The sequence below is a fragment of the Streptomyces sp. NBC_01142 genome, assembly GCF_026341125.1.
In the GTDB taxonomy this organism is placed as follows: domain Bacteria; phylum Actinomycetota; class Actinomycetes; order Streptomycetales; family Streptomycetaceae; genus Streptomyces.
Genome location: NZ_JAPEOR010000001.1, coordinates 3,487,930 through 3,507,562, shown reverse-complemented (window position 1 = coordinate 3,507,562; position 19,633 = coordinate 3,487,930). Strand labels below are relative to the sequence as shown.

The window sequence follows — 19,633 nt, the reverse complement described above, 5'->3', positions numbered from 1 at the left end:
AGCGGATCACCGCAAATCAGATATCGGCGATGTCCAAGCCTCCTCAGGGTGTGTGGACCGTCCGGCCCTCCCACTCGCCCGGATCAGGAGGCCTTCGTCACCATCGGAGACCTCCTGCGGGACACGGCTGCCCCGCCCGAGACCAGCACCGCCCTGTACCGGGCCGCTGCTCGCATCCCCGGCGTCACCACGCGGTGGCGGTCCGGGGCGAGGTCGGGATCGGCCGGGGCCGGCAGCAGCCGGGCCAGTTCCTCGAGCTCGGCCCGCTCGCGCCGCTCGGGCTGGTACTCTTCGATGAACGGGCCGCAACGGTGCGGCCGCCTGGTATGTGTCCGTTGCCGGCAGGCGGTTCCTCACGATTCCTGCTGTGGCCGTGGCCGAGCTCGGCTTCGGCGAGTCTGCGCAGCCGTCCGCGGACGCGGGGACAGGCGGGAGCGGACGGTGCCCACCGGTATCCCGAGCACCTCAGCGGTTGCCGCGTAGCCCAGCCCGTTCCACACGCACAGGTGAACACCTCACGCTCGCTGCGGCGGAGCTTGCCCAGCGCGCGGGCTGCTGCCTTCAGCTCTTCGGTGTCGGTGATCCGGCCGACCACCTCGTCGGCGAAGTCGGGCATGGTCTCAGGCCCGCACGCTCACTACCTCGGTGTGCAGCTTCTCCGGCAGCCGCCAAGCCTCCAGGCCTCCAGACCTCCAGGAACGTCAACGACACCACGTCCTCGGCCGCAGCCCAGTTCCCGGTCACTCGGACGGCAGCGCGTACACCACCCGCGCATGCGCATCGAATATCCCGTCGAACGCAGCACGGTCCCCGGACCGAACCGCGCGACCGCACCGAGCGTGTCCCTTCATGCAGGTCCCTCAGCTCCGCGCCGAACGGAAGTCAAGACCGGCCGACCACGGATCCGACCGCCCCCAGACACCTCTTCCGCACTCCCCAGCAGCCGGTGCAACCGCGACTGACACCACGCGAACGCGCAGCAATCGCCATCGAACTCACCCCCAAACGCCGCGAGGCGCTCACCGGGAAGGGTGACGCGGAAAGGCCGCGGCACCAGTACCGGGGACGACGTTGCGCGACGCAGCGGCGCGGTGCAGGTGCGGAGCGGGCAGGGAAAGAGGGCCTTCGTTTTGTCCCGAGGGGCCGTCAGGTGGCTGTGCGAGGTGAGCGCGTTGCGCCTTTGGGAGGAAACCGCGTCGGGATGCGGCGCGCCTCCCGACGGAAAAGACTAAGGACACATCTTCCGTTCTGTTTGCCGCCCACTTGTGCGAGTGAGGTTCCCGATGGATCCGATTGGTACTGCCTGTTCGCCCCAAGGGATGGGGCAGGAGCCTGTCCCGCCCGATGCGGGCGGACACGACAAGGCCCTCGTCGGCCGGGGGCGGATACAGCGGGCACTGGCATGCTCAGCTGCGGGCATGCTGCTCACGGGCTGCTTCGCAGCCGGTCAGAACGGAGTCGGCGACCAGGGTGGACACCCCCCGGCTCAGAGCCAGGCATCTCTGACGGCGGGGAACACGAAGCCGACCAAGGCGCCGCACGGCAGCCTCGGCACGCGGGTGCCGGCCCCAGCGGATGTGAACAGTGCGCTCGCCCGTTCCCTCGAACCGATCCGAACACGGAGCGGTACGCAGGTGTCGGTCGCTGTTCTGGAGCCCAGGAACGGTCGCCGAGCGGTGTCCGGCTCGCAGGCGCACATCACGGCGAGCCTGGCGAAGGTGGACATTCTGGCCGCCCTTCTGCTGCATGCCCAGCGCGAGAGACGACCGCTCACCCAGTGGGAGGCATCGACCGCCGCCTCGATGATCCAGAGCAGCGACAACGACTCCGCCGGTGCCCTGTGGCGGCGTATCGGCGGCGGCCAAGGACTCAATGACGCCAACAGGACCCTGGGGTTGACCTCCACCCAAGCGGGACCGGGCCCCCACTGGGGCCTCACCCGGACCACCGCGGCAGACCAACTGACCCTGCTGTCAGCCGTGTTCGGCGACCATTCACCGCTGAATCGAGCCTCACGCGACGTGATCCAGACCCTCATGGGCCAGATCGACGCCGACCAGGACTGGGGGGTGTCCGCGGAAGGCAGCCGTTCGCAACTCAAGAACGGCTGGCTGCAGCGCAGCCAGTCCCAACGCTGGGCAATCAACAGCATGGGGCGGGTCACAGCACACGGGAGAACGTTCTACCTCGTGATCCTCTCCCACGGCAGCCGGAGCATGTCCCACGGCATCTCCGCCGTGGAGCAGGCAGCACACTCAGCCGTACATGCCCTGTGCAGTACTCCCTCTCCTGTGACCCCGATCATCCGCTGACCTCTGCCCCGCCGGCCCGAGGCCGCACCTCCTCTTTCGGAGAAGCGGAGAAGGAGGGCCTGGTGAGCGAGCCGCAACGGTCGTAGGGGCTGGAGGCGCGGCCGACGGCAGATGCGTGCGGTCGCGCTCGAGGTGCTGGGCAATCCGTACGCAGGTGGTGGAACCCCCACCTCTGGAAGCCGCACATCAGGGCCTGACGACGATGGCCGTGTCAACGCAATCGCCTGAAGGGCGCTTCGTTCCTCTGCCAGGGCGCCGACGCCCTGTGGCTCTACCGTGCTCGCGCGCCCAGTCGCTGCCCCAGGCCCTCTGCTCCAGGCCGTCCGAGACCGCCTGCAAGCCACCGTCGCGGCCGGCCACGACAACGACGACTCGGCGCCGTCGGCTACCTGAGGAAGCCGCCGTCGTAGTCCATCTGCAGGGGCATCGGCCGGGAAGTGGCAAGCCGGACCAAGCCGCGCGGGGCCGCGGGGCCGCGGGGCCGCGGGGCCGCGGGGCCGCGGGGCCGCAGGGCGGAGCGGCCACCGTCTCAGTGCGCGCGCGTGCTCGGAACCGGAATCCGGTCGGATTGCAGACCGGGCCTCAGACCTGTGCCATGCCGCTGTCCGTGAAGAGCTCCATGCCTGTGGTACTGCCGATCGCACGGGGATCGGCGATCCGCCCGCTCGGATTGATCCAGGGACCGGCGTCCAGCCGTGACCTGGACCGCTCCTTGCCCGGCCGGCGAGGACGTCAGTCCCGGTACCGGTCGGGGGTCAACGCCGCGTTGCTGAAGTCGATGTGCACCGCGACCAGTCGGCCGTCGTCCGCGAAGCCACCGTACGCCGGATAGCCGCCGTCGCCGTAGCCGGACTGATCAGCCACGACGTTCTCGGTGCGGCCGGGCAGCGGGGCGTTCCAGGGGGTGGGCCGCGAGGCCATGTCGTCCAGGAAGAACGACTCGAGCTGCTCCTCGTCCTGCTCGCAGAGCAGCGCGTAGGCACTCCAGTCGATGGCCGCGACCACTCCCCCGTCCACGCCGACGACGTCCATCTCGGATGGTTTCGCCGACGGGTCGTCGGTGGGCAGCGGACCCCGCCGCTGCTCGGGGAGGTCCGCCAGGACGACGCTCAGTGTGGCGTTGACCGTCCACGGTGTGCCGTTGTTGCGGGCGGTGTCGAACCGAGTGACCACCACCGCGTACTTCCCGGGGTCGACGGGGACTTTGAGCAGCGAGTCCGGGGCGGGGTAGCCAGGGTCGCCGAGTCCGAGCGCGCCGCTGGGCACGGACACATTGCCGATCCTGTGGACGGTCAAGGTGACGGGCCGCCCGGCGGCGTACCCCGGACCGGGGCGCAGTGCGGGGCTGGCCGCGAAGTATTCACTCACGGTCGCCGAGGATAAGGGGTCTGACAGGACCGGCCGTATGGGCCAACTGCCCTCCCCGCCCCTCGAAGCGGACCGGATCGACGGTTCGACACCGAGCGGACCGAGACGCAGTACGTGATCTTCGGCGGCGGCCACCGGCCCACCTACGCGTTCACCGATCCGGATGCAGCCCCGCGGCCGTTCAGCAGCCCCGCTCCTTGCCCCAATACTGAACGACGGCACACCCGCATTCCAGGCCAGCGGCTGAAGACCGGACTGCCGGTCAGCCTCCTCCCAGCAGAGTCCCGACCATGAGGTCCTGCTCGGCGGATCATGCCGATATTGAGATGCGGGCTGGTCAGGGCGGGCATAGGGTCGACGCCCGTGGAACCACTCAGTGAGAAACAGATCCGCTCGTCCTTCGTGAACTGCACCAAGGGCGAGGCCGCGCGGCTGCGGCTGCCGCTCGACTTCGCCGAACTGCCCTGGAAGGACCTGGACTTCCTGGGGTGGGTGGATCCGGGAGCGCCGCTGCGGGCACATCTCGTGCTCTCGCGAGCGCAGGGTCCGCTGGGGATCTCTCTGCGTGTTCCCTCCGTGAGCCGCACCAGTGCGGTGAAGTCCAGTCTGTGCCAGATCTGCCTGACAGGTCACGCTTCCTCCGGGGTCGCTCTGCTCGCTGCGCCCTTGGCGGGCGCCCGTGGCCGCGAGGGCAACACGGTCGGTATCTATGTCTGCGCGGACCTTGCCTGCCCCCTGTATCTGCGTGGCAAGCGGCAGCCGAAGCTCCGTTCCGGAGGGTACGAGGAGTCTCTGACCCTGGACGAGCGCCTCGCACGTATGTCGGGCAATCTGGATGCCTTCGCGGCCAAGGTCACCGCAGCGTGACTCCGGCGCCGGATGGCTGGGGGTCCTGGATGCCTGCCGGGTATCTCACCGTTCCTGAACCCCTCGCCGTCTGAGCGATCTCGGGCCTTCGCCGGGTGGGCGAAGACGCGGACGTGCCCGATGGCTGCGTCGAGTTCGGGGCAGGCAGCGCGGATCGCCTTCAGCCCGACGGCTTCGTGCGACCGGAGTTGCTCAGGGTGCGTCATGATCCTGCGCAGAGCCCGTCCGGGTTTGGGTATGGCCGACGGTGGAGGAGCTGTCAGGGTGCCCTGCTTCAGCCGGCGAATCCTGCTGTGCCCGGTCCTGTTGCCCGGCGATGAGACGGTGCGCGGCGACGTCGAGCAGCGCGCGGGGAGCAACTGCGCCGGTCTGTTTCGCGATGATGAGCGATGCCCTGGCGGCGGCCTGCCCGGTCTTCATCAGCGCTTCGTACGCGTGTGTCGGCATCTCGAACTGCCGGGGACGGGCGGGATGGAAGCGCATCCTGGGATCGAGGCCGGAGGGGCGGTGCTCGAGGGAGTCGGTGACAAGGCTGCCCTGGCGCGGCGCACGCCGACGGGCGAGGTGGCGGCCGGCCGGCAGCCGGGCCATCGTCGTCGTTCAGCGGGCAAGGCTGTTGGGGATCCGAGCCGCTCAGGCAGTGAGCGGCTCGGTCGTGCACCCTCTCGAGGGCAACGCGACTCAGCCGCTCGCGGTCCTCGCCGAGCCTGCGCGTGACGTCTCCCGGCGCGTCCGGTGCGTCCGTCGGCGGCGGAACCACACAACGCATGTCAACGTCCATCCCGACATCCGCAAGATCATGAACGCTGACAGAGGATCTGGCCCATGACTGGAACAGCTACCCGCTACCTCTACCTCGCGCGGCACGGTGAGGCTTCACCGGATGAAAGCAAGCTGACGGACAACGGCCGCCAACAAGCCGTGCTGCTTGGTGAGCGGCTTCAGCGCAACCCTCTCACGGCCATCTGTCACGGCCCGCTTCCACGAGCGGAGCAGACTGCCCAGCTGATCTGCGACCAACTCGACGGCGTCCCCTTGCAGCCGTCGGAGCTCGCTGGGGACTACATCCCCTACCTGCCGCAGAGAGAGGAACTGCCTTCGGATTCAGCCGACGCCATGCTCGCCCGCCTGTCCCAGTTCCCGGACGAAGAACGCCGGCAAGGTCCGCAGTTGGCTCAGACAGCTCTCACACGGTTCGCTGGACCTGTCGACGGTGACAAGCCTCGCCACGAACTGATCGTCACCCACAACTTCCTCATCGGCTGGCTCGTTCGAGCCGCCCTCGACTCCCCGAAGTGGCGCTGGATGGGCCTCAACCACGCCAACGCCGCACTGACCGTCATCCGGTACGCACCCGGACGGCCTGCTTCCGTACTCTTCTACAACGACATGGGGCACCTTCCCGCAGAGCTTCGCTGGACCGGCTTCCCGCCCGACCTCCACATCTGAGGCAGCGATCTACCCCTCGCATCGGCGCACCAGGATCCAGCGACACTCGCCCGGCTGAGGGATGCTCTTATGGATGTCAAGCGGCGGTTGTGAGGTGACTCGGGGCCGCTGCTGTGGCGTTGGTGGTGGTCAGGACGTGGAAGATCTCGCGGGCGATGAACCGCTTGAGGCAGCGGATGATCTCCTTCTTCGAGAGGCCTTCTTTGGTGCGTCGTTCCATGTAGGTGCGGGTGCGCTGGTCCCAGCGCAGCCGGCAGAGAACGATTCGGTAGAGGGCGGCGTTCGCGGCGCGGTCGCCGCCCCGGTTGAGGCGGTGGCGGTGGGTGCGGCCGGATGAGGCCGGCAGTGGGGCGACGCCGCAGAGCATCGCGAACGCGGCCTCGGAGCGGAGCCGGCCGGGGTTGTCGCCCGCGGTGACCAGCAGTTGGCCCGCGACGTCCGGGCCGACGCCGTTGAGCTCGCTCAGGACCGGGTTGATCTCCTGGGTGAGTGGGGCTATGAGCTCGTCCAGTTCGTCGATCTCCTGGCCCAGGTCGCGGTGGCGGCGGGCGAGGGAGCGCAGGGCGATCTTCGTCGCGGTGACCGGGTCGCCCGCCTGGCCGGGGCTGGGGCGGAATGCCGCGCAGATGGTCAGCAGGTCCTTGTCCTTCAGGTGCCGCAGCATGGTGCGGACCCCTTCCGGTGCGGTGATGATCAGGGTCTTGATCTGCCGGGTGACGTCGGCCCTTTGCTGGACCGCGCTGCGGCGGGCGACCCGCAGGGCCCGCAGGGCCTCGACGCGGCCGTCACGAAACTTCGGGGTGCCGGTGCGGCGTTCGGCCAGCGCGGCCCGGGCCGCTGCCTCGGCGTCGACCGGGTCGGACTTGCCCTGCCAGCGACGGGTCTTGCGGTCCGGGCGGTCGATCTCGACCACCGTCACGTCGTGTTCACGCAGGTGGCGGGACAGGCCCGCGCCGTAGGCTCCGGTGCCCTCAACTCCGACCAGGACCAGGACGCCGAAGGAGCGGAGCCAGGTCAGGAGCTTGCGGTATCCGAGCGCGGAGGCGGGGAACTGGGCCGAGCCCAGGACCCGGCCGGCCGCGTCGACCGCGGCCGCGGTGTGGGTGTCCTTGTGGGTGTCGACGCCGCCGGTGACCTCGACCTCATGCTGTGCCATCGTGGATCGTGCCGTCCTCTCCATTCGACCGGGCAGGATGGCACCCGTCGGCCGGGAGGGCGGACAAGACAGTGATGGGGCCTCTGGCCAGGCTCTTATGAAGTCACGCCCCCCGGTCCGGCGGATGCACGCGAGCGCCCCCCGGCCGGAGCCGACAAATCCCGTTGAGGACCCGAAGTCAGTCAGTCGGTGGGTCAGACCCCGCCGGGGAACGCTCACGTACATCCTCACTGTCAGTCGGGCTCACCGTCACCTCTCGGGTATGGCTCAACTTCTGTGGTGCATGCGCGCTGAGTGAGTACCGCGTGGACAAGACCCGCTGCCGCGGGGTCGGTCAGTCACTCACTGGTTGCCCGCACGGCGTCGCCCTTGAATGCGTCGTGCAGTCCCGCTGAAGGGCACCCGGTGATCAACAGCACCGCCTTCGAGCCAACATCGCCGCACCGTTGGCGGAAAGCCGACCGACACGCAACGTCGCCACAGACCCAGCCGTCTTACCGCGAGTACGTGTACTCAGCTCATAGTTGGAGGTAGGTCATGCGAAGGTTAACGACAGCAGCCGCGGCGCTCGCGCTGGCGGGTGCCGGGCTTGTGGGCACGGCCGGGGTGGCCGGCGCCGCGACCGGCCAGGTGGGGAAGGCCGCCTCGGCCAGCGCCTGCTCGACCGCCTGGGGCAGCGGCGGCAAGTCGGCCACGGACACGGACTCCAGGCCGCTGAAGAACATCAAGACCAGCCAGAACACCTGCTACGACCGTATGGTCTTCGACGTCAGTGGTGTGACGGGCAAGCTGGGCTACCACGTCGGTTACGTCGACAAGTTCCACCAGGACGGGTCTGGTGACCTGATACCGGTCACCGGCGGCGCCATCCTGCAGGTCTATGTGTCCGCGCCGAGTTACGACCCGGCGACCGGTAAGCCGACCTACGCCGGAAAGGCCGCGAAGGCGCTGCCGGGCGTGAACATCACCGGATACAAGACGTTCAAGGACACCAAGTTCGGGGCGAGCTTCGAGGGACAGACCCAGGTCGGCGTCGGCGTTCGCGCCAAGCTGCCGTTCCGGGTGCTCCAGTCCGGCGACCAGCTGATCGTGGACGTCGCGCACACCTGGTAACCCGGCGCAACGCCAAGGGCTGCCGGGCCGCACCGCTGGTGCGGCCCGGCAGCCCGGCTCCGAGCGAGGCGTGGTGGGCACCGGCGAGGTGGAGAAGATCGCCGTCGAAGCCGGCACTCGGCCGGCGCGCGACGGCACTGGTGCCGGTCAAGGCGTGCTGCCGGCCGCCCTTGCAGCAGCAGGAGCCGCGGCTACCCGCGCTCCTTCTCTGCCCCGCCGGGGCGCCTCACGCCACCATGGGCCGGTCCTTTGGGGTGACAGGGGCCGGGAGCACGGTGGAGCCGGTCAGATACCGGTCCGTGGCCGCCGCGGCGGCCCGTCCTTCCGCGATGGCCCACACCACAAGGGACTGGCCGCGTCCCGCGTCACCCGCGACGAACACCCCATCCGCCTCGGTGCGGTCTGACCGCCCGGCCCGCTCCACCGTCTCTGCCGCGAAGCCGGCGTCCCGCGCGAAGTTTCCCCGGCCGTCCAGCGTGAGCCCGAGCTGCTCCATCAGGCCGGTGCCCCTTGCAGGACCGGAGAAGCCGAGGGCGAGCAGCACCAGCTCCGCCGGGATCACCCGCTCGGTGTCCGACAGCGGCCTTCTGGCCTCGGGTTCCACTTCCGTCAGGCACAGCGCGTGCACGTGGTCGGTCGGGCCTCTTTCGAAGCGGAGGGTGGCGGAGGAGAAGACCCTCGGATCCGTGCCCTTCCGCCCCCGGGCCTCTTCATGGGCATGGGAGATCCGGTAGACCTTCGGATACGTCGGCCAGGGTTCGGTGTCCGTCCGGGCATCGCCCGGTTCCGGGTTGATGTCCAGCTGCACCACGGAGACCGCGCCCTGGCGCAGGGCGGTACCCAGGCAGTCCGAGCCGGTGTCCCCGCCGCCGACGATCACCACGTGCTTGCCCTCGGCGGTGACGGGGGGCGAGGCGTAGTCGCCCTCCCTGACCCGGTTGGCGAGGGTCAGGTAGTCCATGGCCTGATGGATGCCGTTCAGCTCGCGGCCGGGGACGGGGAGCTCCCGTTGCTCCGTGGCTCCGACGGCGACGACGACCGCGTCGTGGCGCCCTCTCAGCTCGGTTGCGTCGAGATCGCTGCCGACGTCCACACCCGTGCGGAACTTGGTTCCCTCTGCCCGCATCTGCTCGATGCGGCGGTCCAGGTACCGCTTCTCCATCTTGAACGCGGGGATGCCGTAGCGCAGCAGTCCGCCGATGCGGTCGGCACGCTCGTACACGGCGACGGTGTGACCGGTACGGGTCAACTGTTGCGCCGCCGCCAGTCCCGCGGGTCCGGAGCCGATCACGGCGACGGTCTTCCCGCTGAGCCGCTCCGGCGGTTGCGGTGACGCGTACCCGCGCTCCCAGATCTGGTCGGCGATGGCCTGCTCAACGTTCTTGATCGTCACCGGATCGGCATTGATGGCCAGCACACAGGCGTCCTCACACGGCGCCGGGCACAGCCGCCCGGTGAACTCGGGGAAGTTGTTCGTCGCGTGCAGCCGCTCGGCCGCTGCCCGCCAGTCGCCCCGGAACGCGTACGCGTTCCACTCGGGAATGAGATTCCCCAGCGGGCAGCCGCTGTGGCAGAACGGTATGCCGCAGTCCATGCAGCGCCCCGCCTGTTCGGACACGAGCGGGAGCAGCACCTGCCCCGCGTAGACCTCGTTCCAGTCGCTCAGCCGTTCCTCGACGGGGCGCGCCGGGACGGGCCGACGGGGGGTTCTGAGGAAGCCGTGAGGGTCGGTCATGCGCCGCCTCCAGCCCTCGCTCACGGTGCAATACGGCGTTCCGACCAGCCTACGCCCATTTTGTACCGATTTTGCCGGTCGGTGGACGCAAGCCGGAGCGATCTGTGACGCTCGCGCGGCCGGGCGCGACGACCCGCGGCGACTCGGTGTCCACATCCACAACCGGCGGACCGCAATGTGGAACGGCGATGTGGACCTCGCCGAGGAGATCATGTCTGCGGAGTTCACCCTGCGCCATGCCCAGGCAGGCACGGAGGCCTTCGACGATGCCCGTACGCCGCGGCAGCCCGCCCACCCTCATCACAGTCCGGCATCAGAGCCGCCTCGGACTCCGCTTCGCGGCCGAGGGTACGGCGGTCGTGGACCTCGACTCGCCGACGGCGCACCGACCGGCCCGGTCGCCCGCCCCTGTCGCCCGCCCCTATGGTGCGCGCTCACGGACGACGACGGCCGGACCATCGCCAGGAGCGGGGCGGACCCCCTCAGGGTCACCAGCGGCTTGATGAGTGAGGTCCGGTCCCTCTCCTCCGGTGCCGGCGGCCGCACCCTCTACCGTCAGGTCGCCCCCTGGATCAGCAGCGGGTCCGGACGAAGATCGCGGCGAGGCCGCGTGCCGCCCGGTAGGCGATAGCGAGTTTGGCGCGGCTGCGCGCGCTTGCTCGTAGTAGCCCTCAGACCAGTTGACCCTTGGCCTGCTTCCGCAACGAGCGGGATTTGCCATGGCGCGATCATGTGGCCCCGTCCGGCCCGGACGGGGCCGCGGCACTCCGCCTCAGGAGCACGCCGTACGCCCGCCTTGCGCCGCTGCTGAGGAGTCGTCCGGGTCGGCGCTTGCCCGACTCCCTGCCGATCATTGGGAGTTGAGGATCAGCTGGGTTGACACCTTCGGTGGTTGCCCTGTCAGAAGTCGAAGAACTGACACGCCGAGGTGACTGCGGGATGCCGGGTTCTGGCACACCGTCGACCCAGCGGGGGCCGAGGTCGTCAGTGGTCATTGCCGGTCGCCTCGGGGCGCTGCCCGACGGCCCGCGGACGGCCCCGTCACAGTCGGCGCTAGCCCGTTCGCCGCCCTTGTGGTGCTTCCTTCACCGCGAGGGTCTCTGCGCGGGTGACCTGCGTAAACGATCAAGCCGGAACAGGCCTTGCACCTGCCCGGGTGACACATGTGGCAGTACGTCAGGTTGCGGAGTTGACGGTCCGTCGGTTGCCTCGTGAACGGAGCACAGCAGAGGCGCCGCGCAGACAGGCCGGACACTGCTCCGTTGGAGGATCTTTATGCGTAACGCACGTGTCGTCATCGGTATCGGCCTGGTTCTCGGAGCCCTTGGTCTGTCCGTCCCGGCCGCTGCCGCCGCCGATGACTCAGGCATCCGCATCCACCCGGGGAACGCCTCCCCGGGCTCCACCGTCACCGTCACCACCACGGCTTGCGGCCCGGAGGTGACCTACGGCAAGGGCGAGTCGGAGGCGGCAGGGGCGTTCCACTTCTTCGAAGGTGACCGTAAGGGTGTGCTCACCGGCCAGTTCGAGGTACCGGAAGGGGCCCGGCCCGGCAGCGACACAGTGACCCTGAAGTGCCCACCGCGGACCAAGATCACGGACACGTACGAGATCACCAGCCGCCACCCGAGCGGCGCGGTCGACGCCGGCTTCGGAGCCGACGTCGACAAAGGTACCCAGATCGCCCTGGGCGGTGTACTGCTCGCCGGAGCCGCCGCCGGGAGTGTGGTCAGGATGCGCCGCCGCCCAAGCGGTGTCCGAATCTGACTCGCCGGCGTCCTGTCACGAACGGCCCCCGGACACCGCATCGGTGCCGGGGGCCGCGAGGGCCACACCCACCCCACCCCGCTGCCAAGCAGAGGCTCAACCTCGATGGAAACCGGGCACACGACCAGCGCCTCCCCACACTCCTTCATCCCTTCGGTCAAACTTCTGACCTGCGCACTGGTGGCGGGGGCCGTGCTGGTGACCAACGGGGCACGCGACGAGCAGCCACCGCAGCCACCGGCTGCCCAGGCCTTCTCCGCCCCTGTACGGCCGGCTCCCAGCCGTACGGAGGCGGCCGCGCTCCCCGCCGTCCAGCAACTGCCCCCGTCGGATCCGGTCTGGCTCCGGATCCCCGCCATCGGCGTGGCCGCCCCCATGGCAAGACTCGACCTCGACGCGGCGGGGGCACTACAACCACCGCCCGCCGACACACCAGGCCTTGCCGGCTGGTACGGCGACGGCACGGCTCCCGGCTCGGTAGGGACAGCCATCACCACCGGGCACGTGGACACGCGTGCCGGCCCCGCCGTCTTCCACGACCTCGGTGCGCTGACCAAGGGCGACATCATCGAGATCAGCCGGACAGACCTGCGCACGGCCGTGTTCGCCGTGTACGCCGTGGAGGTCTACGACAAGAGGAAGTTCCCGGACGAGAAGGTCTACGGCAGTTCCGACCTGCCGGAGCTACGGGTGATCACCTGCGGCGGAGGCTACTCCCGTCACACCGGCTACCGGGGCAACGTCGTGATCTACGCGGCACTCACCGCGGTGAAATAGCCCACCGGCCCACTGCCGGAACCTCTCCGCGGACTCGGCAGGCGCCTCCTCGTCCCACGCCCCACGCCCCACGTCCACGCCCCACGTCCACCGGACGTCGTCGCACTCCTCGGGACGAGGATCGTGTCGTACGAGTCTTCCTCGCCGACTCTTGGGACGACGCGCCCGCCGACACGCTCCTGAATGTGGGGACGATGAAGGGGCCGGACGGGGCTCGTGCCCGGGCGGCCCCCTCCCCTGTGACGGGTGCTACTTCGGGGCGACCCAGAGCTGGCGCTTGTTCGTGTTCGCCGTGTACAGCTGGATCTTGGTGCCGTTGGTGGTCCTGCCGCCGCTCACATCGAGAACCTTGCCCGATGCAACGTGCACTATCTGGCCCTTCGCATTGACCGACCACCGCTGCGCCGGCTGGCCGGTGCAGTCGTAGAGGTCGATCTTGTTGCCATCAGTAGTCGCGTTGCGCGCGTTGTCCAGGCACTTGCCCAACGCACGCAGCGTGCCGTCCTTCCCCAGGATCCATGACTGTGCCACCGAGCCGTTGCACGTGTAGAGCTGGATCTGCGTGCCGTTGGCCGCCTTCCCGCCCTTGACGTCGAGGCACTTGTTGCCGAGACCGGTCACCTTGCCCTGCGCCGGCAGCGCCGCGCCGGCACCGGCGGCGAGGTAGCGCAGACCCTGCATGTCGAACTGCTGGACGTAGGTGCCCGCGCGCTTGTCCTGATACGCAGCGGCAGGCGTGCACATGACCGGGTTCTGGCCGGAGTCGCTGCCCTTGACGCAGTCACCCCTCGTCGCGCTGCGGTTCGCGTGCGTCAGCCCCAGCGTGTGCCCGAGTTCGTGGCTGATGTGGTTCCGCATGAACGTGTCACCCCTGGAAGGCACGGGTTTGCCGTCTGTGGTGAAGAACTCGCTGTCGATGTACGCGTGTCCGCTGGTCACGGTGGCGGGGAGAGACGAGGAGGTGAGACCGCAACTCAGATTCGGGCTCCCCGACCCGTCGCGGACGATCTTCCATCCCTTGTTCCCGCCGTCCGCGGGTGGCACACACGGACGCTTCAGAACACCGACGACCACCTCGCCCTTGGGCCTGACATAGTCCCAGCCCACCGGCTTGGTATCCACGGTGACGGGCAGGTTGGTGACCCGCTGCAGGTCCGCAGCCGACGCCTTCACATAGCGGGCCAGCCAGTCCGCGGACTTCTGGTCGTAGAACTTGATCGTGTAGCCGGTCTGCAGCCACTTGGTCGCACCGTTCAGCTTCCACCCTTCGCCCTGGGGCGGCGCGGCTGCGGCCATCCTCGACACGGATGCCGCATTCAGCGACATGACCCCGTTCTTGAAGGTCGTCCCGTCGGTGTCGGAGGTACCGAAGTCCCCCGCATCGGAGCCGTCCGCCCCCGTGCCCTCCCGCGCCTCAGCCGAGTGCGCAACCTCCGGCTCCTCGTCCTGGGAGCCGAACGCACTGGACGAGATCTGCAGACTCCCCACGATCGCCGCCACGGCGCACGTGGCGACAATGGATATTCGACGCTTACCTGTAAATCGCAAGTCCCCGTTGCCCTTTCACCAAAAACGCTTCTCGACCCCCGCATTCACCAGTCGGCGCCCGGGAGTCGATCAGATGATAGAGGAGCTCCCCTGAACAGGCGTGTGTGGCCAGCCAGTTGACACCCCAGGTCAACGCCGTGCAGGTCCCCCGGGCCGTGGAGACGCCACCTGACCGGCAGCGCACCTGCGTGAGCCTGCACTTCCTGCGCCCCCGCCGGTCCCCCGTGCGGCGCAGTCACCAGTCCCCTGCCGAACGCACCAACGTCGCCGGGGGACGACGGAGTCCGTGGATGATGCGGAGATCAGGCGCTGGGGGCCGTACGCCGTGTGAACCACATCGCAGGCGGGCGGCTCCGACCAATGGCCGCCCAACTGCTGGACTTCGCGCACGACCGCGGCCCTACGGGTCCGAAGTGAGGGGACTCGCTCAGCGTGCAGGTGTGAGGAACCCGTCGACCACACGGCGGGCCTTGTCCGCGGCGTCGTTGTCGCCGAGGCGCAAGGCGATGTTCGCGGCGGTGAGCACCGCGTCGATCTGGAATGCCGCGAGGTCGACGTCCAGGTCTGCGATCTCCCCGGTGTGGACGGCTTCTTGCAGTTCGCCTGTGATGGCACCGAGCCAGTCCCGGTGGTGGCCGACCAGCGCGTCACGGACCTTCCCGGGCCGGCTGTCGAAGTCGGCGAGGTTCGCCGTCCAGAAGCAGCCGCCGGGAAAGAGTGGCGCCTCTACGTAGGCGATCCAACGCTCGGTCAGCGCACGCAGCCGGGCGACACCGCGAGGGGCGGACGACGCGGGGTGGACGACCGCGTCAAGGAAGGCCGCCCGTGCGGACTCGACGGCGGCGACCTGCAGTCTTTCCTTCGTCCCGAACAGCGTCTGGACGCCGCTCTTGCTGAGCCCGAGGTCGGTGGCGAGGCGGCCGATGCTGAGCCCGTTGAGCCCCTCGAGCGAGGCCACGTCGGCGGCGTAGCGGGCGATCGTCTGCCTGGTCTGCGCGCCGCGCAGGAGGCGCCGGTCGGTCGTCCCCGCGCCCACGTCGGCGCCCAATCGCTCCGCTGGCTCACTCACGTCCTCATCCTGCCACACTCTTGCATTGAACGTACGACCGGTCGTACGTTTACTTTATGACTGCCACCGCAACCTCCCTCACCGAAGAGTCCGACCCGTTCTGCCTGTTGCCGACGAGCGCCGCGAAGCTCCTCGCCGACGCGCCCTGGCGCCGATTCGCGGTGATCGGCGACAGCCTCTCGGCGGGGACCGGAGACCCAAGTCCGGGCTACACCACCCTGGGATGGGCCGATCGTGTCGCCGGCATCCTTCGCCGCGTGCACCCCGGTCTGGCCTACCTGAACGCCGCGGAGATCGGGGCGACGACCGCCAGAACACTGGCGGCGCAGGCGGACCGGATGGTCGCGTACGGCCCGGACCTGGTCCATGTGCCGTGCGGCGCGAACGACCTGTTCCATCCCGAGCCCGACTTCACGGAAATCGAGCAGACGTTGCGGCGCGTGTTCGAACTCGCCGCAGGCACCGGCGCCCAGCTGACGGCCTTCACGCTGGGCAAAGCCTTCGTAGTGCCGAAATTCCCCAACTGGCCGGACAGGGTGCGCAGGCTCAACGCCATCACCTGCCAACTGGCCGCAGACCACGATGCCGTGCTCGTCGACATGTGGGACCACCCGGTCAACTCCCGGCCGAACCTGCTGAGCGCCGACCGCATCCACTTCTCCACCTCGGGCCAGGCCGTGTTGGCCGCCGAGGTCGTCAAAGCACTCGCGGCCGCGCTCGACACGAATCAAGGAGATATCGCGTGAGAGACGTCGATGAACCCGTCCGAAACCGAACCACCGCGCCACCAACCGCAGCCCCCACACCGTGGCCGGCGGTGTCGATCGTGCTGGTCGGCGCGTTCATGGCGGTCCTCGACTCCTTCGTCGTCATCGTGGCCGGGCCGGCGATCCAAGCCGACCTCGGCGCATCCGGCAGCGAGCTGCAATGGATCCTGGCCGGCTATCAACTCTCCTTCGCGGTGTTCCTCATCACCGGCGGCCGCCTCGGCGACATACAAGGGCGCAAACGCATGTTCATCGCCGGCATGACGCTGTTCACCCTGGCATCCGTCGCGTGCGCCGTCTCACCAACGGCGGCCTGCCTCATCATGGCGCGTCTCGTCCAGGGCCTGGGAGCCGCGTTGATGCTCCCCCAGGTCTACGCCGTCATCACCGTGCTGGTCGGAGAGAAGGACCGGCACCGGGCCTTCGGCGTGCTCGGAGTTGTGATCGGGCTCGCCACCATCGGCGGCCAACTCATCGGCGGTCTGCTGATCGGCGCCGACCTCTTCGGCTCCGGCTGGCGACCGGTGTTCTGGATCAACGTCCCGATCGGGCTCATCACCGTCCTGCTCGCGGCCAGACACCTGCCGGAATCCCGGGCGGCACTCGCCCGCAGGCTCGACATCCCCGGAGTCGTGGTCCTCAGCGCCGCACTGTTCCTGCTCTCCTTCCCGCTCATCCAGGGCCACGAAGCGGGCTGGCCCCGGTGGGCGTGGGCCTGCCTCGCCGCAAGCGCCCTCGGCTTCGCTCTTTTCGTCCATATCGAACGCAGGACCGGCCATCGCGGCGGCGACCCCCTCCTGAGGATCTCCCTCTTCGCCACGCGGTCATTCTCTGTCGGCATCGTCCTTGTCCTCGCCCTCTACGCCGTCCTCACCTCCTACTACCTCGTCCTGTCGATCGCACTGCAAGACGGACTCGGCATGTCGGCCCTCGAGGCCGGACTGGTCTACACCCCGGCGGCGGTGACCTTCTTCGTCTTCAGCATGATCGCGAGCAGGCTCGTGCCGAAGCACGGCCGCCGCGTCCTGGAGATCGGGGCGATCGTGCTCGCCGCCGGCTACGCGTCAACCGCGATCGTCTTGGCCGGCGGCCTCCCGTTCAAGCCAGCGGTGGTCATCCCGACGCTCATGCTGCAAAGCGTCGGTGGCGGACTGCTCATCACCCCGTCGCTCAACGCGGTCCTGAGACGTATCGATCCCAGCGACGCGGGCATCGCCTCGGGAGTCCTCTCCACCGCCCAGCAGGTCGGCGGCGCACTCGGCGTCGCCATCATCGGAGTCGTGTTCTCCAACTCCTTCCATCCCTCCACACAAGACAGAACCGAGCCGGCAGCGCACGCATTGGCGATGTCCTCCCTATCCACCCTCATCGCCGCGATCGCGGCGACCGTCCTGGTGTACCTGCTACCCAACAGCCCACACGCTGCCACCGACACGAAATGAGGGCGCGATCAGCATGGGGACCCGATGACGAGTGGACGGTGCGGAGCACGTCCGGTCCTTCGCCTGCCTTGTGCACGAGCGCCAAGGTGAAGGCCAACCCGACCCGCCATCGGCGCAAGACCAGCACCCCGCCCAGAAGCCACCGGCCACCTTCCATACTGAACACGTTCAATTTCTCATGGGGTAGGGGTATTGATGACGACTTCAGGGGCGAGACGGGTTCCGGCGCTCGCCGCCGTACTGGCATGGGCTTGCGTGGCCTGCGCCGGCACGGGAGGAGAAGCTGCCCAGATAGAGCAGTCAATGCTCGTGGGCAGCTGGACCAACGAAGCCGGCGCACGTCTCGACCTGGAAGCCGACCGCCGCATGACCGGGAAGGAACTGCACAGCGCCACGCCGGGAGGCACATCGTGCCCTGACACGACAGTTGGGCGGTGGAGCTTTTTCAGTCCCCCGAACGATGCGGGCACCTCAATTGCCGATGAAGCCCTCACCAGCGGTGACAACATCGCCCTGAGTATCGACGACCCGGGAGACAGCTGCCTCGTATCAGCCCAAGTGCGGCGGAACGAGCAGGGATTCAACCTCTGTCTGGTCCAGGACCCCGATATCAGTTGCTCTGCCGAACAACTCCTCCGCCCGAATCCTGGGCGCTGACACGGCGAGTCGGCGGGCAGAGGAGCGTCCGTGCTGCGCCGGCACCTGGGTGAGCGGCGGGACGACGTAGTGAAGGAGACAGGGGGGCGATTCCAGTCCCACCCCTACGAACGGGCGGGCTGGTTGGCGATCAGCAGAGTGGTGCCGGCCGGGCGGAAGCCCAGGCGGGCGTAGATACGGGCAACGGCCTCCTCCCCGTAGGCGAGGAAGATGGTGCGCACGCCATGGTCGCGGGCATGGGCGGCCAGGGCCGCCGCGACGGCGGCGGCGAGGCCCTGCCGGCGGGCAGTGGGAAGGGTGCCTATACCGCCGATCTCGGTAGTGCCGATTGCCGGGTGGTAGTGGCCCACGGCGAGCGGCGTGCCGTCAGCGGCGAGGGCAGCGACGACCGTCTTGTGACCGGCGCGGATGGTGGGGCGGATCGTTGCGACCGTGCCGTCCGCCGTGAGCTTCTCGGCAGCCGCCGCCAGTTCCAGGCGCCCGGCAGAGCCGACTGCGGTGCCCTCTTCATCGAAGGCCAGGTGGGGGACGGCGAGGGCGGCAGGCAGAGCCGGGTCGTCGGCCTCCAAGGCGCGGATCGTGACGCCTTCGGGCAGGGCCTGCGGGGGCAGTACGTGGTGGGGGTCGAGGGTCATCAACGGGCGTTCCGTCACCGGAAGGCCCGCGGCCTCGATGCGGGCGCGCAGCGATGGAGCCACCTCGGCGAGCCACTCGAAGGCCTCCGGCACGCCGAGCTCACGCTGCCGGGAGCGCACCCGGGCGATGTCGGCCGTGGTGACCGTCGCGGATCCTGCCGATGTGGGCTGAGCGTGGTTCGGGCCGCCGTAGTACGGGGCGCCTGCTGCCTTTCGCACGAACAGGCGCAAGGGGCCGAACTCCTCCGCGTCGGCGAACATCAGCGGCACGGTGGCGTAGTACCGCTCGATGCAGGCACGCAGGGACAGATCGCTCACGCAGTGCATCCCATCACGGGCCGGCGCCGCACTGCATCCGCGTTTCGGCCCCGGTGAGAGCCGGCGGCGGCTGTCATGAGTCCAGGATCCTGGCCGCGAAGGCCGCCAGGTGGCTTCTCATCTGCTCTGGGGTCATGTGCTCCTGGCCGGCGAGGTGTTCGACGAGGTCCGCGCGGGTGGTGGCCAGCAGGGCGTGTGCGGTGAAGCCGCTGTCGGCCATGCCGGGCAGCCGTCGCAGCGTGCACTGAAGCGTGGTGTGCCACCACGCGTAATGATCCGCCTGGTAGGGGCTGGCGCTGCCGGCTTCTTCCAGGGCCAAGGCGAGATGGCGGTTGTCGAGCTTGAACTGCAGGACGGCGTCGAGCAGTGCCAGTACCCGTTCGCGCGGCTCAGCAGTGGGGCCGAGGGGTGCCGGTCCCGCCTCGACGGCCTGCCGCAGCGGTTCGATCCGCCTCTCGACAAGGACGCGAATGAGGCCAGTACGGTCGCCGAAACGGCGAAAAAGGGTGCCTTTGCCGACACCGGCCGCCGCCGCGACGTCGTCCATGGACACACTTCGGGGGCTCTCGCTGCGAGCGAAGAGATCGTCGGCTGCAGCCAAGACGGCCTCGCGGTTGCGCGCCGCGTCCGCGCGCTCCTTGCGTGGGGTCATG

The 19,633-nt window shown here is 69.0% G+C and carries 18 protein-coding genes; 9 read left to right on the top strand and 9 right to left on the bottom strand.

What is annotated here, in order from left to right:
- Positions 1-353 precede the first annotated feature (353 nt).
- The gene (locus OG883_RS46770) at positions 354-500 is read right to left on the bottom strand and encodes a sigma factor-like helix-turn-helix DNA-binding protein (RefSeq protein WP_323180908.1); all 147 of its coding nucleotides are present in this window, start codon (positions 498-500) and stop codon (positions 354-356) included.
- A 1,134-nt stretch (positions 501-1,634) separates the two neighbouring features.
- Here OG883_RS46770 and OG883_RS15720 point away from each other — a divergent pair.
- The gene (locus OG883_RS15720) at positions 1,635-2,312 is read left to right on the top strand and encodes a serine hydrolase (RefSeq protein ID WP_266540501.1); all 678 of its coding nucleotides are present in this window, start codon (positions 1,635-1,637) and stop codon (positions 2,310-2,312) included.
- Between the two features lie 732 nt (positions 2,313-3,044).
- On the opposite strand, the gene OG883_RS15715 is transcribed toward OG883_RS15720, so the two are convergent.
- Positions 3,045-3,680 carry a DUF4241 domain-containing protein gene (locus OG883_RS15715; protein WP_266540500.1) on the bottom strand — a complete coding sequence of 212 codons (636 nt, stop codon included), beginning with the start codon at positions 3,678-3,680 and terminating at the stop codon, positions 3,045-3,047.
- 363 nt (positions 3,681-4,043) lie between these two features.
- On the opposite strand from OG883_RS15715, the gene OG883_RS15710 reads away from it, so the two are divergent.
- The gene (locus OG883_RS15710; protein WP_266540499.1) at positions 4,044-4,547 is read left to right on the top strand and encodes an FBP domain-containing protein; all 504 of its coding nucleotides are present in this window, start codon (positions 4,044-4,046) and stop codon (positions 4,545-4,547) included.
- 192 nt (positions 4,548-4,739) lie between these two features.
- Here OG883_RS15710 and OG883_RS15705 read toward each other — a convergent pair whose 3' ends face one another.
- A complete protein-coding gene (locus OG883_RS15705) occupies positions 4,740-5,138 on the bottom strand; it encodes a hypothetical protein (protein WP_266540498.1) in 399 nt (132 codons plus the stop codon).
- A gap of 234 nt (positions 5,139-5,372) precedes the next feature.
- On the opposite strand from OG883_RS15705, the gene OG883_RS15700 reads away from it, so the two are divergent.
- Complete coding sequence (locus OG883_RS15700) at positions 5,373-5,996, top strand: histidine phosphatase family protein (protein WP_266540497.1); 624 nt, start codon at positions 5,373-5,375, stop codon at positions 5,994-5,996.
- 76 nt (positions 5,997-6,072) lie between these two features.
- Here the strand turns inward: OG883_RS15700 and OG883_RS15695 are convergent, their stop codons facing one another.
- On the bottom strand, positions 6,073-7,152 hold the full coding sequence (locus OG883_RS15695; RefSeq protein WP_266538647.1) for an IS110 family transposase: 1,080 nt from the start codon (positions 7,150-7,152) through the stop codon (positions 6,073-6,075).
- Positions 7,153-7,689: 537 nt separating this feature from the next.
- On the opposite strand from OG883_RS15695, the gene OG883_RS15690 reads away from it, so the two are divergent.
- Positions 7,690-8,265: a hypothetical protein gene (locus OG883_RS15690; protein ID WP_266540495.1), complete on the top strand. Its 576-nt coding sequence runs from the start codon at positions 7,690-7,692 to the stop codon at positions 8,263-8,265.
- Between the two features lie 226 nt (positions 8,266-8,491).
- Here OG883_RS15690 and OG883_RS15685 read toward each other — a convergent pair whose 3' ends face one another.
- A complete protein-coding gene (locus OG883_RS15685; RefSeq protein WP_266540493.1) occupies positions 8,492-10,000 on the bottom strand; it encodes a glutamate synthase subunit beta in 1,509 nt (502 codons plus the stop codon).
- A gap of 1,275 nt (positions 10,001-11,275) precedes the next feature.
- Between OG883_RS15685 and OG883_RS15680 the strand changes: the two genes are divergently transcribed.
- The gene (locus tag OG883_RS15680; RefSeq protein WP_266540491.1) at positions 11,276-11,767 is read left to right on the top strand and encodes a sortase; all 492 of its coding nucleotides are present in this window, start codon (positions 11,276-11,278) and stop codon (positions 11,765-11,767) included.
- Positions 11,768-11,872: 105 nt separating this feature from the next.
- Positions 11,873-12,544: a class F sortase gene (locus OG883_RS15675; RefSeq protein ID WP_266540489.1), complete on the top strand. Its 672-nt coding sequence runs from the start codon at positions 11,873-11,875 to the stop codon at positions 12,542-12,544.
- Between the two features lie 249 nt (positions 12,545-12,793).
- Here OG883_RS15675 and OG883_RS15670 read toward each other — a convergent pair whose 3' ends face one another.
- Positions 12,794-14,032: an RICIN domain-containing protein gene (locus OG883_RS15670; RefSeq protein WP_266540487.1), complete on the bottom strand. Its 1,239-nt coding sequence runs from the start codon at positions 14,030-14,032 to the stop codon at positions 12,794-12,796.
- Positions 14,033-14,519: 487 nt separating this feature from the next.
- Complete coding sequence (locus tag OG883_RS15665) at positions 14,520-15,161, bottom strand: TetR/AcrR family transcriptional regulator (RefSeq protein ID WP_266540485.1); 642 nt, start codon at positions 15,159-15,161, stop codon at positions 14,520-14,522.
- Positions 15,162-15,217: 56 nt separating this feature from the next.
- On the opposite strand from OG883_RS15665, the gene OG883_RS15660 reads away from it, so the two are divergent.
- The 3 genes from OG883_RS15660 (at position 15,218) to OG883_RS15650 (ending at position 18,027) form a co-directional block, all read left to right on the top strand.
- Positions 15,218-15,907: an SGNH/GDSL hydrolase family protein gene (locus tag OG883_RS15660; RefSeq protein WP_266540483.1), complete on the top strand. Its 690-nt coding sequence runs from the start codon at positions 15,218-15,220 to the stop codon at positions 15,905-15,907.
- Between the two features lie 71 nt (positions 15,908-15,978).
- The gene (locus OG883_RS15655; protein WP_266540481.1) at positions 15,979-17,370 is read left to right on the top strand and encodes an MFS transporter; all 1,392 of its coding nucleotides are present in this window, start codon (positions 15,979-15,981) and stop codon (positions 17,368-17,370) included.
- 303 nt (positions 17,371-17,673) lie between these two features.
- Positions 17,674-18,027, top strand: coding sequence for a hypothetical protein (locus OG883_RS15650; protein ID WP_266540479.1), 354 nt, complete (start codon positions 17,674-17,676; stop codon positions 18,025-18,027).
- Between the two features lie 104 nt (positions 18,028-18,131).
- On the opposite strand, the gene OG883_RS15645 is transcribed toward OG883_RS15650, so the two are convergent.
- Both OG883_RS15645 and OG883_RS15640 read right to left on the bottom strand, forming a co-directional pair.
- Complete coding sequence (locus OG883_RS15645; protein ID WP_266540477.1) at positions 18,132-18,989, bottom strand: GNAT family N-acetyltransferase; 858 nt, start codon at positions 18,987-18,989, stop codon at positions 18,132-18,134.
- A gap of 64 nt (positions 18,990-19,053) precedes the next feature.
- Positions 19,054-19,632, bottom strand: coding sequence for a TetR/AcrR family transcriptional regulator (locus OG883_RS15640; RefSeq protein ID WP_266540475.1), 579 nt, complete (start codon positions 19,630-19,632; stop codon positions 19,054-19,056).
- Between the last annotated feature and the right edge of the window lies 1 nt (position 19,633).

Excerpts from the sequence above, each read along its gene's own strand:
- OG883_RS15705 (WP_266540498.1), bottom strand. The coding sequence starts at position 5,138 with ATGGCCCGGCTGCCGGCCGGCCGCCACCTCGCCCGTCGGCGTGCGCCG.
- OG883_RS15700 (WP_266540497.1), top strand. The coding sequence starts at position 5,373 with ATGACTGGAACAGCTACCCGCTACCTCTACCTCGCGCGGCACGGTGAG.
- OG883_RS15695 (WP_266538647.1), bottom strand. The coding sequence starts at position 7,152 with ATGGCACAGCATGAGGTCGAGGTCACCGGCGGCGTCGACACCCACAAG.
- OG883_RS15690 (WP_266540495.1), top strand. The coding sequence starts at position 7,690 with ATGCGAAGGTTAACGACAGCAGCCGCGGCGCTCGCGCTGGCGGGTGCC.
- OG883_RS15685 (WP_266540493.1), bottom strand. The coding sequence starts at position 10,000 with ATGACCGACCCTCACGGCTTCCTCAGAACCCCCCGTCGGCCCGTCCCG.
- OG883_RS15680 (WP_266540491.1), top strand. The coding sequence starts at position 11,276 with ATGCGTAACGCACGTGTCGTCATCGGTATCGGCCTGGTTCTCGGAGCC.
- OG883_RS15675 (WP_266540489.1), top strand. The coding sequence starts at position 11,873 with ATGGAAACCGGGCACACGACCAGCGCCTCCCCACACTCCTTCATCCCT.
- OG883_RS15660 (WP_266540483.1), top strand. The coding sequence starts at position 15,218 with ATGACTGCCACCGCAACCTCCCTCACCGAAGAGTCCGACCCGTTCTGC.
- OG883_RS15650 (WP_266540479.1), top strand. The coding sequence starts at position 17,674 with ATGCTCGTGGGCAGCTGGACCAACGAAGCCGGCGCACGTCTCGACCTG.
- OG883_RS15645 (WP_266540477.1), bottom strand. The coding sequence starts at position 18,989 with ATGCACTGCGTGAGCGATCTGTCCCTGCGTGCCTGCATCGAGCGGTAC.
- OG883_RS15640 (WP_266540475.1), bottom strand. The coding sequence starts at position 19,632 with ATGACCCCACGCAAGGAGCGCGCGGACGCGGCGCGCAACCGCGAGGCC.